A 13,284-nucleotide genomic window follows, 5' to 3' on the forward strand; every position below is an offset into this window, starting at 1 on the left:
CGGCATGGCACCGACGCCGCGATCCTCCACCCTGTTCCGCCGGAAGCCGATCGACACGATCGACGACGACGCCGGAGGCGAGGGCGGCCTGAAACGTCACCTCGGCCTGTGGCAGCTCACCGCGATCGGCATCGGCGGCATCATCGGCGCCGGCATCTTCACCCTCGCCGGGGCGGTCGCGAACGGCGTCGCCGGGCCCGCCGTCCTCATCAGCTTCCTCGTCGCCGGGGTCGCCAGCGCGGCAGCGGCACTGTCGTACGCGGAGTTCGCCGGCCTCATCCCGAAGGCGGGCAGCGCCTACACGTACGGCTACGCGGTGCTCGGCGAGATCGTCGGGTGGTTCATCGGCTGGGACCTGCTGCTCGAGTACACGGCGATCGTGGCGGTGGTCGCGATCGGCATCTCGGGCTACGTCGGCTTCCTGGTCGGCCAGTTCGGCATCGACCTACCCGCCTGGATGCTCGGCGCCCCGGGTACGGGCGACGGCCACGTCGTCGACGTCTTCGCGATCCTGCTCTGCCTGCTCACCGCGTTCGTCCTCACCCGCGGCATCCGGAGCGCGGCCCGGTTCGAGTTCGTCGCGGTCGGCATCAAGGTCGCGCTCGTCGTGCTCATCGTCGTGCTCGGGGTGTTCCACATCGACAGCGCGAACTACTCGCCGTACTTCCCGTTCGGGTTCGGCGGCGTCATGACCGGTGCGGCGACGGTGTTCTTCGCCGTGTTCGGCTACGACGCGATGTCCACGGCGGCCGAGGAGTCCACCGACGCCCGGAAGCACATGCCGAAGGCGATCCTGCTCTCCCTCGGCATCTCGATGGTCCTCTACGTGCTCGCCACGCTCGTCCTGACGGGGATGCAGGAGTACACGGACATCGATCCGGCGTCCGGGTTCTCGTCGGCGTTCGCGGCGGTCGGCCTCGGTGGGATCGCGAACGTCATCGCGATCGGTGCCATCGTCGGCATCGTCACCGTGCTCGTCACCTTCATGCTCGGCGCCTCGCGCGTCTGGTTCTCGATGAGCCGTGACGGCCTCATGCCGAAGTGGTTCGCCAAGACCGACCCGAAGCGCCACGTCCCGACCCGGGTGACCTGGATCCTCGGCATCGCGTCGGCGGTCCTGGCGGGTGTGCTGCCGATCGGCGTGGTGGCCGAGCTGACGAACATCGGCATCCTGCTCGCGTTCGTGGTCGTCTGCACCGCGGTGATCGTGCTCCGCTACCGGCAGCCCGACCTCGACCGGCAGTTCCGCCTGCCGTTCATGCCCGTCGTCCCCGCGATCGGGGTCCTGGCGTCGCTGTGGCTCGTCTCGTTCCTGCAGTGGGAGACGTGGGTGCGGTTCGGGATCTGGTTCGCGATCGGGCTCGGCGTGTACTTCGGCTACTCGCGCAAGCACAGCGCGCTGGAGCCACCGCGAGAGCCGTGATCCTGGCGGTCTCCGAGCCGCCGGACACAGCGGACGGGGAGCCCGGCGATCGCCGGGCTCCCCGTCCGGTCGGGTCAGGGTCGGGAGCTAGCTGATGCGGCGGTAGCCGGCGATGAACTGGCGTCCCTGCTTGTCCTTGATCTCCTTGATGCCCTGGGCACGGAGGAACCCGAGCATCTGGGTGTCCGGCACGCCCCAGTAGGTGTGCTGGCCGTGGTCGATGACGATGTACTCGTCGGGGCCGCCGGGGGTCGAGTTCGGAACGTGGGTGAGCCGGATCATGGTGCCTTCTTCGTCGTCGTCGTTGTCGTTGTCGTCACCCACGGGCGAACCGGGGTTGAGTGCTGCGTTCTCGAACGCGGGCGCAGGGTCGATCGGGGTGCCGTTCTGGCGGAGTTCGAGGTGCAGGTGTGGACCCGTCGAGTTCCCCGTGCTCCCGACCTTCCCGATGAACGTGCCGAGCGAGACACGCTGCCCCACTGCGGCGTTCATCGTGCCGTCGGCCATGTGGCCGTAGCGCGTCCGCCAACCGTCCCCGTGGTCGATCTCGACGAGGTTGCCGTACCCCCCGGAGAAGCTCGCGACGGTGACCGTCCCCGAGGCGACCGCGAAGATCGGCGTCAGGTTCGGTGCCGCGATGTCGAGCCCTTGGTGGTTCGTCGATCCGCCGTGGCCCGGCGACGGTCTCGATCCGAAGCGGGACGAGATGCCGTGGCGAGCCGTGAACGGGTACCGCCACGCTGGTGCGGCGAACGCCGCTGTCGATCTCCAGAACGGCCCCATGGCGAGCAAGGCTGCCCCTGCTCCACCCGCCGCGAGGAGTGAGCGCCTTCGGAGCAGTGGCTGCTCGTCGGCGCGTTGTTGAATTTTCCCCATGACTTCAACCTGGCAGAGCATTCAGGCTGCGTCAAGCGCGGATCGGCGCCCCTCCGTGTGGTCCGCCTGCGGCCCAGGACTACGCCTCGCGGCGGTGCTTCCCGAGCGAGGCCGTCGGCGCCGCCATCGGGTGGTTGCGGAACCACCGGAGCAACTCGCGCGCCTTGCTCGCGTCCGCACTGGTGTCGCCGGTGAGGAAGTCGCTGAACCCTTCGGGCGGGTCGACCTCCGCGTCCCGGCTGAAGGCCATCGACCAGTCGGGGAACCGACGGGTGTGGATCGTCTCCTCCACCAGCAGCCGCACCTCGTCGTGGCGCGGGTCCCCCACGATCCGACCGTAGGTCGCGATCACCGCGTCGTGCGGCCCTTCGATGAGCTGCATGAACCGACCCTCGCGGTGCACGAGGAGACCGGTCAGCCCGTCCTGTGTGTTCCGGACTCGCGAGTACTCGAGGACCTCGTCGAGTGCGGCGCCGTCGAAGTGCTCGGTGGCCGAGCTCATGTAAACGAGTGACTGCAGCATGGTGATCCCGATGATGGCTCAGGAGCGCCGGGATGAGCCAGTCCCCCGAACGGGCGTGACCTTCCGCGGACGGTCGGTCACCTTGGGGAACGTGCCGCGGACGACGTCGCCGTCCTCCTCGGGTTCGCCGTCGACCTCCACCTCGTCGGCGGCGGGTTCGTCCGTCGTTCCGTAGTTCATCAGACGGTCGCGGTCCCAGCTCATGAGCATGCCGGCGTACGCCTGACGGTCGTCGTCGTCCACCTGCACGCTGTACGAGGTGCGGTCGTCCGCGGCGTCACGCGGGACACCCCGGAACTCGACCGTGTAGGAGTCCGCGGTCTCGGTCATCGAGACGGTGCCCCCGTCGGTCCCGAGCAGTTCGCAGGTCGCCGTGCCCGGTGTGGCCGCCGCACGGCTCGGCGTGGGTGTCGGGCCCGATGCCGCGTCGTCCCCGCCCGCGGAACAGCCGCTCACTGCCACGGCGGTGAACAGCGCCGCCACGATCACCGTCGCTCCGTCCCGGATGGTCTGCACGGTCATGTCGTCCCCCTCGTCCCGGCGCCGACCCGACGCCCGGTCCACCGTACCGAGGTCCGTCGTCGAGAGCGTCGGCGGGGCCTGGCACGATGTCCCTGTGCCCGCTGCTCCGATGATCGACGCCGTCGACGTCATCCGCTTCGTGGGGCCGCAGACCTTCGGGCGGGCCCGTGACGTCGTGCGCGCCGGGCTGGTCGAGGACGCCACGTGGCACGACGAGGACGGCTCGATCACCGCCACGGTGAGCGGCAGCGCCGACGCTCCGTACGACGTCCAGGTCGACACCACGGTGGCCCGCGGCGCGTTCGTCCGCCCCGTCCGCAGCCGCTGCTCGTGCCCCCTCGGCGGCGAGTGCAAGCACGTCGCCGCCGCGCTCCTCACCGTCAACGCCCGGGCCCTGGCCGCGCAGGCCGGACCGCGCACGCAGGCGCCCACCCCGCCGACACCGGACTGGAGGCGCGACCTCGCCCGCCTCGCCGGGGACGACGACGAGTCGGCCGGGTCCGGCACCGTGCCTCCGGCGGGTGGGATGGGCCTCCAGTTCGAACTCCGCGACGCGGTGCCGGCGCGGCTCGCCGGCCGCGCCGGCGCGGCCGGCCGCCCGCTGCCGGTGGCGTCCCGGGCGGTGCGCCTCGGCGTCCGCCCGGTGAGCCGGAGCGCGGCGGGCAACTGGGTGCGCGGACAACTGACCTGGGGCGCGCTGCCCTACTCGATGAACCGCCTCGGCCTCGAGCCGGAGCAGCACGCCTGGTTCATGCAGTTCGCGGCGCTGCACCGCGCCGGACAACTCGCCGGTCTGCCCGGGGAGAGCGACTGGATCCACCTCGACGACTTCCGCAGTCCGCTGCTCTGGCCGTTGCTCCGGCAGGCCGGGCCCCTCGGGATCGCGTTCGTGACCGGCAAGCGCGCGGCCGGGGTCGAGCTGGGCGCCGACGCCCGCGTGCTGCTCGACGCCACGCGGACTGCGGACGGACTCGTGATCGGAGCGAGCGCCGTGATCGACGGGCGGCCGGTCGCCGTAGGTGCCGCTCGCGTCGTCGGCGACCACGGTGTCTACGCCTTCCGGGAGTCGCCGGAGTTCTCCGTCGCCCTCGCACCGACGCCGACGCCGGTCCCCGAGGACCAACGGCGGATGCTCGTCGAGGGCGCGCGGATCACGGTGCCCGCGGACGAGGTCGACGAGTTCCTGGCGGACTGGTCACCGCGCCTCCGCGGCTCGCTCGGCCTCGTCAGCTCGGACGGGTCCCTCGAGCTGCCCGAACGGACCCCGCCGGAGCTCGTGCTCACCGTGACGTTCGAGCCGGCCCGGGCTCCGCGGACGGACGACCGTGCCCACCTGCAGTGGCGGTGGAGCGTCGACGGGCGGAAGGACCCGGTGTCGCTGCACGGACCGCTGCCCGACCTCGGCAGCGTGCTCGCCGCCGACGACGCTCCGGCCACGGCGGCTGCTGCCGACGAGTCGGACCCGGCCACGTCGGGGACGTCCGATGACACGGCGGAGCGCTCCGGACCTCCCGTCCCGGACGCCGACCACGCCGATGTACCCGAGCACCTGTCCGGGCCCGGTGGCGGACTCGGCTGGTTCGAGGACGGGACGATCGACGGCGCCGACGTCGCCGTGCTCGCCACCGAGCTGCTGCCCGCGCTGCCGGCCCGCGGCGTCCGCGTCGTCCTGCAGGGCGAGCGGGTCGACTACGAACGGCTGAGCGGCCGACCGCACATCCGCGTGACGACGATGCCGTCCGACAAGCACGACTGGTTCGACCTCGGGATCATCGTCAGCGTCAACGGCAAGGAGATCCCGTTCACGCCGCTGCTCCGGGCGCTCGCGAAACGGGACCGGCGGCTCAAGCTCGTGGACAACTCGTACCTCTCACTCGCGGACCCGGCGTTCGACCGGCTCAAGGAGGTCATCGAGGAAGCCCGCGAGCTCGAGGAGTGGGAGCCCGACCAGCCGCTCACCGTCACGCCGTACCGGGCCGCGCTGTGGGCGGAGTTCGACCAGCTCGCCGACGAGACCGAGCACGACGAGCGCTGGAAGGAGATCGCCGGCCGGCTGCTCGACGCGACCGCACCGGCCGACCTCACCGTGCCCGAGACCGTCCACGCCGACCTCCGGCCGTACCAGCGTGACGGGTACGCGTGGCTGTCGTTCCTCGTCGAGCACGGGGTCGGCGGGGTGCTCGCCGACGACATGGGTCTCGGCAAGACGTTGCAGGCACTCGCGATGATCGCCGAGCGTCGGGCCGCCGAGCCGGACGCTCCCCCGTTCCTCGTCGTCGCCCCCACGTCCGTCGTCGGCAACTGGGCGGACGAGGCGGCGAAGTTCGTCCCCTCGCTGCGTGTCACGACGATCGCTTCGACCTCGCTGAAGGACCCCGCCCGGGTCGCCCGGGCGGCGGCCGCCTCGGACGTCGTCGTGACCTCGTACGCCCTGCTCCGACTCGACGCGGCCGCGTACCTCGACCTGCACTGGTCTGCGCTGCTGCTCGACGAGGCACAGTTCGTGAAGAACCCGCAGTCGCAGACGCACCGCGTCGCCGCCGAACTCCGTGCCCCGGTCAAGATCGCCGTGACGGGGACGCCGCTCGAGAACGGCCTGCCCGACCTCTGGGCGCTGTTCTCGATCGTCGCCCCCGGGCTGCTGTCGTCGTGGACGCGGTTCGGCGACGACTACGTGAAACCCCTCGCCTCGCCCGAGCTGCGCGGCACCGCCCGGAAGGAGCTCACGGACCGGCTCCGGCGGCGCATCCGGCCGCTCATGCTCCGCCGGACGAAGGAGAGCGTCGCCCGGGACCTGCCCGAGAAGGTGGAGCAGGTCGTCCGCGTCACCCTCGACCCCGCGCACCGCGCCCTGTACGAGACGACGCTCAACCGCGAGCGGCTCAAGGTGCTCGACCTCGTCGACGACCTCGACCGCAACCGGATGATCGTCTTCCGGTCCCTCACCCTGCTCCGGATGCTCGCGCTCTCCCCCGCGCTCGTGTCCGACGACCACGACGACGTGCCGAGCGCCAAGCTCGACCTGCTGCTCGACGAGCTCGAACAACTCGCTGCGGAAGGGCGGCGGGCGCTCGTGTTCAGCCAGTTCACCTCGTTCCTGAAGATCGTCGCGCGAGCCCTCGATGAGCGCGGGGTCGCGTACGAGTACCTCGACGGGTCGACCCGCCGCCGCGGAGCCGTCATCGACCGGTTCCGGGACGGCACCGCACCCGCGTTCCTCATCTCGCTCAAGGCCGGTGGTTTCGGGCTCACCCTGACCGAGGCGGACACCGTGTTCGTGCTCGACCCGTGGTGGAACCCGGCTGCGGAGAACCAGGCCGTCGACCGGACGCACCGGATCGGGCAGACCCGGTCGGTGACCGTCGAACGCCTGATCGCCGAGGACACCATTGAGGAGAAGGTCCTCGCGCTCGCGCAGCGGAAGGCGCAGCTGTTCGCGACGATGATCGACGACGACGCGCTGTTCGCCGAGGGGTTGAGCGCGGAGGACATCCGGTCGTTGTTGGCGTGAGTCCGAGACCGGGGTGCAGCGACATACGAAGTACCGATTCCTTGGCCCTGGCCGAACCTGCTCGTTACCGTCTCGCCATGCTCCTCGCCAGCCCTGCTCCGCACTCCGCCACCCGCTACCCCACTGCAACTCCCGCTGTCCGGACACCTCCGGATGACGACGGGAGCACCACCGGCGCCCGCCTCCGGCACACCGGACCGGGGCGATCTGAGCTCCACCTCGCCAACGGAGCTGTCGTCACGCTCCTCGGGCCGTCCGGCGCCTTCACGGGCGAGTTCGCTCCCGACCATCTGGAGCGCGTGCGGACCGCGGGCGGATGCTGACGCTCGACGCCAACGTCATCATCGCCGTCACCGACGCGGAGGACGCAGCGCACGGGCGAGCGCTGGACGTCGTCGAGTCGTACGAGTGGGAGGGCTTCGCCACGAACAACGCGCGGGCTCGGGTTCCCCGTGATCGACGGTCCGGAAGACGTCACGGCGAACCCGTACGCCTGCTGCAGCGAGACCGATCCCCACAGAGAACCGACCTGGCAGGAGTGAGTCCCACCAGGCCGGTGACGGTGCAGCGATCGGTCAGTTGCCGAGGCCGTCGATCCGCGCGATCTCGTCCGCGTTCAGTTCGAGCGTGGCACCGGCCGCGTTCGACCGGATGCGGTCTGGGTTCGACGACTTCGGGATGACGACGAACTGGTGCGCGACGTGCCACGCGACGATGACCTGCGCGGCGTCGGCGTCGTGCGCCTCGGCAATCTCGACCAGCGTCGGGTCCTGCAGGTTGCTCGCCTTGAAGGGGCTGTAGCCCTCGAGGACGATCCCCCGGTCGCGCAAGCCGTCGGCCACGGCACGGTCGAACTCCACCGGGCTCCAGCGGATCTGGTTCACGGCCGGGGTCGCGCCGGTCGCGTCGATGAGCTCGTCGATCTGGTCGAGCGAGTAGTTGCTCACGCCGATCGCCTTCGTCAGGCCAGCCTGCTGCGCCTCGACGAGCTGCTGCCAGACGTCGGGACGGGCCTCCCCGTTCGGCGGCCAGTGCACGAGCCACAGGTCGAGGTGGTCGAGGCCGAGCTGGTCGAGGCTCTCCTCAATCGTCTCCCGGACGCGGTCGGCGTTGTCCGGCGGGAGCTTCGTCGTGATGAACAGGTCCTCGCGGGCGAGGCCGGACTCGGCGATCGCCTTCCCGACACCGCGCTGGTTGCGGTAGCCGGTCGCGGTGTCGATGTGGCGGTAGCCGGCCTGGAGTGCAGCGGCGACCGCGGCGGGAGCGTCGGGCTCCTCGATCTGCCAAGTGCCGAAGCCGAGGAGCGGCATCGACCCTCCGGTGACGGGTACGGACGGTTGTGCGTAGTCGGTCATGGTCCCTTGCTACGCCCGCGGCCCACGACCGGACCCAGGCGCGCGGAGCGGCGCGCCTGGAGGAGTCGGCGGCTTCCGCCAAGATCGACGAGTCCCACGAGCACCACCAGGAGCACCACGCACATGACGTCCCGCCGACGCCGCACCCGCACCACCGTCCAGTCCACGATCATCACCCTCGCGGTCGCCCTCGGCGTCTGGGCGCTCTTCTCGTCGGGAGTCCTCGCGAGTGACACCGACGCCACCACCAGCGGGCCGTCGAGCACCGGCACCGAACCGACCATCGCGACGACGACGCGATCCACCGCGCCCGGACCGACGACCTCGGCACCGACGGCCAGTCCGACGGGGACGAGCCGACCCTCCAGTCCGGCCAGCGGTGACACCGGGAGCACCGAGGCCGCCGCTGCCGCCCGTTCGATGCTCGCCACCCTCGTCGTGAAGGGGAAGGCACCCGCGACGGGCTACGACCGCGAGACGGACTTCGGCACAGCCTGGCTCGACGTCGACCACAACGGCTGCGACACCCGCAACGACGTCCTGGCCCGCGACCTGACGGACATCGTCCGGCAGGGGCCGTGCAAGGTCATGTCCGGGAACCTCGTCTCCCCCTACACCGGCAGCGAGGTCGCGTTCGTGCGGGGCAACACGACCTCCACCCTCGTGCAGATCGACCACGTCGTCGCCCTCGAGAACGCATGGCGGACCGGCGCACAGCGGCTCACGCAGGACGAGCGCGAGGCGCTGGCGAACGACCCGGAGAACCTGTTCGCCGTCGACGGGTACTCCAACTCGCAGAAGCGCTCGTCGGACGCCGCGACCTGGCTGCCCGCGGCGAAGGGGTTCCGCTGCGAGTACGTCGAGCACCAGATCGCGGTGAAGGCGGAGTACCGGCTCTGGGTCGTGCCGGCCGAGCGTGACGCGATGGAGCGGGTGCTCTCGAGCTGCTGAGGTGCCTCGTCGCACCGCCCCCGGTCAGACAACACCTGTAGCGTAAGTCGTGTCCGGCGGACGCCCGTCGGACCGGACTCGCCGCCCGGTGCCGCGACCCAGCGCACCGCTTCCGGACCCCGAGCCCTTCATCGTCGAAGACCGCAGGAGGCCCTCATGACCAGCACCAGCACCACGCGCTTCACCGATCGCGTCGTCCTCATCACCGGCGGTGGCTCCGGCCTCGGCCGCGCTACCGCCGTCCGTCTCGCCGCAGAGGGTGCGAAGCTCGCCCTCGTCGACGTCTCTGAACAGGGCCTCGAAGCGACGAAGGCCGCGGTCCTCGAAGCCGCACCCGACGCCGAGGTCCTCACCACCATCGCCGACGTCGCTGACGAGGCGCAGGTCGACGCGTACGTCGCCGCCACCCGACAGCACTTCGGCCGCATCGACGGCTTCTTCAACAACGCCGGCATCGAGGGCAAGCAGAACCCCACCGAGTCCTTCACCGCCGCCGAGTTCGACAAGGTCGTGGCGATCAACCTGCGCGGGGTGTTCCTCGGCCTCGAGAAGGTCCTCGCCGTGATGCGCGAGCAGGGCTCCGGCATGGTCGTCAACACCGCCAGCGTCGGTGGCATCCGTGGCGTCGGCAACCAGTCCGGCTACGCGGCCGCCAAGCACGGCGTCGTCGGTCTGACCCGTAACTCCGCAGTGGAGTACGGCCAGTACGGCATCCGCATCAACGCCATCGCCCCCGGTGCGATCTGGACGCCGATGGTCGAGAACTCGATGAAGCAGATCGACCCGGAGAACCCGCGGAAGGCCGCCGAGGAGTTCATCCAGGTCAACCCCACCAAGCGCTACGGCGAGGCCCCCGAGATCGCCGCGGTCGTCGCCTTCCTGCTGTCGGACGACGCGTCCTACGTCAACGCTGCGGTCGTCCCGATCGACGGCGGGCAGTCCGCCAAGTACTGACCCCGGTGGTCGACGTCGTGGGGCGCGCCTTCCGGCCGGGAGGCGCGCCCCACCCGGTCCACCACTCCTGCGTGGCAGCATGGCCGGTGACACGACCCTGGAGGGGGAACGCGATGAGCGCGAACGGAACGACCGGGTCGAGCTTCGGCCGGGGTGCCGAGGACGCGGTGCCGAACGACGCCGGCGAGCTGCGACGGCGGATGAGCGCCTCCGCCGCCGGCTTCCTCGCGAGCGCCGCCTGGGTGCCGTGGAAGACCGGTGGCGTGGACGGCGACCCGGAGGACGGCAGTGTCGCGCACGTCGTCATCCGTGAACGCCAGTTCGTCCCGGTCTTCACCGACCCGTCGGAGCTGCGGACGAGCCTCCCGGGCCTGGAGGCACGCGCCATGCCGATGGCCGAACTGGTGACCGCGCTGCCCGAGGAGTTCGGCATCGTCGTCGACCCGACGAGTGCGCAGGCGGCGAACTTCCTGCAGGCCGACGTGCTCGCCGGCCTGCGCGAGGGGATGCGAGGCAGCGCGCCGCTCCCGGGTGCCGACCCCGCCTGATGCCCGGGCCGCTCACGCTGCCGGAGGCATTCGCGCTCCTGCTCGTCACGCCGGACGGGCGACTGGTCACCCCCGGTCAGACGTTCGACGCCGGGCTCGCCGGTGCCGCGCTCGGTGAGCTCGCCCTCCGGGGCAGGGTCTCCCTCGACCGCAACCGGGTGCTCGTCGCCAAGGCACCGCCGCCGGGCGACCCCGTCCTCGACGGGTTCACGGCTCTGCTCGAGGCGGCGCCGTCCCCGCGGCGGCCGAGCAGCTGGGTCTCCCGGCTCGGGAACCGTGAGCTCCGCGGTGCCGTGCTGAACGGGCTCGTCGCCCGCGGCGTCCTGGGCCGGGAGGAGAAGCGGTTCCTCGCCGTGTTCCCCGTCGTGCGGTGGCCGGAACGGGACGGCGGCCCCGCGAACGCGCTCCGCGCCGAGGTTCTCGCCGTCCTGCGGGGACATGCCGCGCCGACGCCGTTCACGACCGCGCTCATCGGGCTGCTGCAGGCGACCCGGACGCTGCGGGCGCTGTTCGGGATGCACGACCGGGCGCGGGTGCGGTGGCTCACCGAGGACGACTGGGTCGCAGCGGCGGTCCGGACGATCGTGCAGCGGGCGCAGTCGGCGGGCGGCGGGATGGACGGTGGCGGCGACGGTGGCGGGGACGGTGGAGGTGGTGGCGGGGGCGACTGACCTCCCCCCTGCCGGATCCGCTCTCGCCTGCAGCACCAGAACGGGGGGCTCCCTCGCCAGCCGTCCCGCCAAGAGACTGGTTCGGTTCTGACGGCGAACAAGGGGGAGACGATGCCGCTGGGTGGACCTGGACCACGAGACTGGAGTCCGACGCCGCCACCCCGGGGTCGAGGAGGGAGCATCCCGCCGATCGCCGCGGCCACGATGTCCGACACACGGCCACGGCGGCGGACGCGCCCCGCTGCGCACGCCTTGGCGGCGATGCTGCTCGGGGCCGTCAGCGTGGTCCTCGCGCTCCTGGCGCCGCAGCACGACCACGTCCAGACGGGCTTCGTCGCGTCGACCATCGGGATCACCGCCATCGTCGTCGGCTGCCACGCGGTCCGGCTCGCTCGCTGGGGCTCGGCGGCGGTACGCGCGTTCGGTCGCGGCGGTGCCGTCCTCGGAGGAGTCGGCACAGCGCTCATGGCCTACGCGGTCCTCGCCGTGACCCTCGTCCCGGCCGGGATCGCACTACCTGCCGTGTCGTTGCCCATCACCGGGAACGACTCCTGGATGCAGTCGTCGACCGCGGTCGTCGAGCAGGCCGCACCGTCGATCGAGGACGACGTAGCGGCGCCGGACGCAGCACGAGCCGACGAGGCTGGAGCGGCGCAGGCCGCTGCTCCAGCCCCTGGTGCTCTGCCCGCGATCGCCTCGACCGAGACGGAGCGGGATGCCCTGACGCAGAGTGTCGGAACCTTGGCGTTCATCATGCGGCAGCGCTACGGGACGGGCCCGTTCCCGGCCACGCTCGTCGTCGACACGAGCAGCACCGCTTCGATCCGGCTGGTCGACGGCAGCGTGCTGACGAGCATCCCCTCCGGCGCTCAGGTCGCCTACTCGGTCACTCCGGACGCGACAGCGTGGTCCGTGACAGTCCTCGGCGGCGAGTTCGGGACGACCGCGCACTTCGACTCGACGGTCGGCACGGTGGAAGTCGGCTGAGAGCGATCGACAACCCCGGACCCGACCTGATGTCACTCGCGTCAGTTCCCGAGGAACATCGACGACGCCGCCGAGAGCAGCGTGACCGCCAGGCCGACCGGCACCCCGACCACGCCGAGTGCCACGACGGCAGCGACTTGCAGGCGTCGACGCCGCGCATCGGCGACCTCACGTGCGAGGCGGTCGAACCGCTGCTCCATCCGCAGCGTGTCGTCGAGTACGACTGCGTCAGAGTGCCAGGTGGCTCGCTCCTCGGCTGCGGCGACGACAGACCGGACAGCGCCCTCGGCGAGGACGACCGGCTGCGTTCCGATCCAGCGCCGGACCTGCCCGACGCGGAGGACCGGCACCGCTGGCTGACTCTTGATCGTCAGCTCCTCAGCGCTGACGACGATGAGGGACCGCACCGGGACGTCGAACCCGGCCGCGGCTCGGAGGAGCCGTGTTGCTCGTTCCTCCTCGGCGCGAGCAGCATGAGTGTTGCTCGTTCCTCCTCGGCGCGAGCAGCATGAGTGTTGCGCGTCTTCCGTCCGGCGACCATGAAGGTGGTGCCGGCCACCCACACCCGTTGTCCGCTGTGGTTCTTCGTGTTGATCGTGAAGACGCCGGTCGGACCGATGACGACGTGGTCGATGTCCGTCGTGCCCTTCCCGACCGGCACCGCGTGCAGCACGGTGAACGCGGATCCGAGCCGCGCGAGTTCGGCAGCCACACGACGTTCACCGAGCACGCCCTTGAACCAGGAACGGGCCTCCTGGCGGAGCGGATCGCGCCCCCAGAACCGCTGCCATCCGGATCGAGGCGGGGCCTGCGACTGTTCACGCAGGCACTCCTGCATCACGGCGTACCCGGGGCGCCGAGCGCGTAGCGTCAGTTGCTGCAGTGCTCCCGTGTCAGCGGCATCCGTCGCGATGCTGTGAGCGGTTGCCCGCGCGGTCACCTGTTCGTTCCCCACGGCCTGAG

At 71.2% G+C, this 13,284-nt stretch carries 13 protein-coding genes; 7 read left to right on the forward strand and 6 right to left on the reverse strand.

What is annotated here, in order from left to right; genetic code table 11:
* The first annotated feature begins 4 nt into the window (after window positions 1-4).
* A complete protein-coding gene (locus DEI91_RS14610) occupies window positions 5-1,423 on the forward strand; it encodes an amino acid permease (RefSeq protein WP_111052991.1) in 1,419 nt (472 codons plus the stop codon).
* Window positions 1,424-1,510: 87 nt separating this feature from the next.
* On the opposite strand, the gene DEI91_RS14615 is transcribed toward DEI91_RS14610, so the two are convergent.
* The 3 genes from DEI91_RS14615 to DEI91_RS14625 form a co-directional block, all read right to left on the reverse strand.
* Window positions 1,511-2,206 carry a M23 family metallopeptidase gene (locus DEI91_RS14615; protein ID WP_220038097.1) on the reverse strand — a complete coding sequence of 232 codons (696 nt, stop codon included), beginning with the start codon at window positions 2,204-2,206 and terminating at the stop codon, window positions 1,511-1,513.
* A gap of 172 nt (window positions 2,207-2,378) precedes the next feature.
* Complete coding sequence (locus DEI91_RS14620; RefSeq protein WP_111052993.1) at window positions 2,379-2,822, reverse strand: BLUF domain-containing protein; 444 nt, start codon at window positions 2,820-2,822, stop codon at window positions 2,379-2,381.
* An 18-nt stretch (window positions 2,823-2,840) separates the two neighbouring features.
* Window positions 2,841-3,344: a hypothetical protein gene (locus tag DEI91_RS14625; protein ID WP_146244314.1), complete on the reverse strand. Its 504-nt coding sequence runs from the start codon at window positions 3,342-3,344 to the stop codon at window positions 2,841-2,843.
* A gap of 94 nt (window positions 3,345-3,438) precedes the next feature.
* Between DEI91_RS14625 and DEI91_RS14630 the strand changes: the two genes are divergently transcribed.
* Window positions 3,439-6,855 carry a DEAD/DEAH box helicase gene (locus tag DEI91_RS14630; RefSeq protein WP_181439632.1) on the forward strand — a complete coding sequence of 1,139 codons (3,417 nt, stop codon included), beginning with the start codon at window positions 3,439-3,441 and terminating at the stop codon, window positions 6,853-6,855.
* 575 nt (window positions 6,856-7,430) lie between these two features.
* On the opposite strand, the gene DEI91_RS14635 is transcribed toward DEI91_RS14630, so the two are convergent.
* A complete protein-coding gene (locus tag DEI91_RS14635; protein WP_111052996.1) occupies window positions 7,431-8,210 on the reverse strand; it encodes an aldo/keto reductase in 780 nt (259 codons plus the stop codon).
* 123 nt (window positions 8,211-8,333) lie between these two features.
* Here DEI91_RS14635 and DEI91_RS14640 point away from each other — a divergent pair, with 123 nt between their 5' ends.
* The 5 genes from DEI91_RS14640 (at window position 8,334) to DEI91_RS14660 (ending at window position 12,321) form a co-directional block, all read left to right on the forward strand.
* Window positions 8,334-9,161: an HNH endonuclease family protein gene (locus tag DEI91_RS14640; RefSeq protein ID WP_111052997.1), complete on the forward strand. Its 828-nt coding sequence runs from the start codon at window positions 8,334-8,336 to the stop codon at window positions 9,159-9,161.
* 156 nt (window positions 9,162-9,317) lie between these two features.
* On the forward strand, window positions 9,318-10,115 hold the full coding sequence (locus tag DEI91_RS14645) for an SDR family oxidoreductase (RefSeq protein ID WP_111052998.1): 798 nt from the start codon (window positions 9,318-9,320) through the stop codon (window positions 10,113-10,115).
* 113 nt (window positions 10,116-10,228) lie between these two features.
* Complete coding sequence (locus DEI91_RS14650; RefSeq protein WP_111052999.1) at window positions 10,229-10,663, forward strand: SseB family protein; 435 nt, start codon at window positions 10,229-10,231, stop codon at window positions 10,661-10,663.
* Complete coding sequence (locus DEI91_RS14655; protein WP_111053000.1) at window positions 10,663-11,334, forward strand: GPP34 family phosphoprotein; 672 nt, start codon at window positions 10,663-10,665, stop codon at window positions 11,332-11,334. Before DEI91_RS14650 ends, DEI91_RS14655 begins: the two co-directional genes overlap by 1 nt.
* 204 nt (window positions 11,335-11,538) lie before the next feature.
* Entirely contained in the window at window positions 11,539-12,321 is a 783-nt protein-coding gene (locus DEI91_RS14660; protein WP_146244315.1) for a hypothetical protein, read from the forward strand.
* A 41-nt stretch (window positions 12,322-12,362) separates the two neighbouring features.
* Here the strand turns inward: DEI91_RS14660 and DEI91_RS14665 are convergent, their stop codons facing one another.
* Together DEI91_RS14665 and DEI91_RS14670 are read right to left on the reverse strand one after the other, a co-directional pair.
* A complete protein-coding gene (locus DEI91_RS14665) occupies window positions 12,363-12,728 on the reverse strand; it encodes a hypothetical protein (protein ID WP_111053002.1) in 366 nt (121 codons plus the stop codon).
* Window positions 12,692-13,276 (reverse strand): nuclease-related domain-containing protein, encoded by a 585-nt coding sequence (locus tag DEI91_RS14670; RefSeq protein ID WP_220038098.1) that lies wholly within the window; start codon window positions 13,274-13,276, stop codon window positions 12,692-12,694. Before DEI91_RS14670 ends, DEI91_RS14665 begins: the two co-directional genes overlap by 37 nt.
* Between the last annotated feature and the right edge of the window lie 8 nt (window positions 13,277-13,284).

Source organism: Curtobacterium sp. MCBD17_032, assembly GCF_003234855.1.
GTDB lineage: Bacteria > Actinomycetota > Actinomycetes > Actinomycetales > Microbacteriaceae > Curtobacterium.

Coding starts and splice junctions, on each gene's coding strand:
- DEI91_RS14650 (WP_111052999.1), top strand. CDS start 10,229: ATGAGCGCGAACGGAACGACCGGGTCGAGCTTCGGCCGGGGTGCCGAG.
- DEI91_RS14655 (WP_111053000.1), top strand. CDS start 10,663: ATGCCCGGGCCGCTCACGCTGCCGGAGGCATTCGCGCTCCTGCTCGTC.
- DEI91_RS14640 (WP_111052997.1), top strand. CDS start 8,334: ATGACGTCCCGCCGACGCCGCACCCGCACCACCGTCCAGTCCACGATC.
- DEI91_RS14610 (WP_111052991.1), top strand. CDS start 5: ATGGCACCGACGCCGCGATCCTCCACCCTGTTCCGCCGGAAGCCGATC.
- DEI91_RS14615 (WP_220038097.1), bottom strand. CDS start 2,206: ATGGGGCCGTTCTGGAGATCGACAGCGGCGTTCGCCGCACCAGCGTGG.
- DEI91_RS14645 (WP_111052998.1), top strand. CDS start 9,318: ATGACCAGCACCAGCACCACGCGCTTCACCGATCGCGTCGTCCTCATC.
- DEI91_RS14660 (WP_146244315.1), top strand. CDS start 11,539: ATGTCCGACACACGGCCACGGCGGCGGACGCGCCCCGCTGCGCACGCC.
- DEI91_RS14625 (WP_146244314.1), bottom strand. CDS start 3,344: ATGACCGTGCAGACCATCCGGGACGGAGCGACGGTGATCGTGGCGGCG.
- DEI91_RS14635 (WP_111052996.1), bottom strand. CDS start 8,210: ATGACCGACTACGCACAACCGTCCGTACCCGTCACCGGAGGGTCGATG.
- DEI91_RS14620 (WP_111052993.1), bottom strand. CDS start 2,822: ATGCTGCAGTCACTCGTTTACATGAGCTCGGCCACCGAGCACTTCGAC.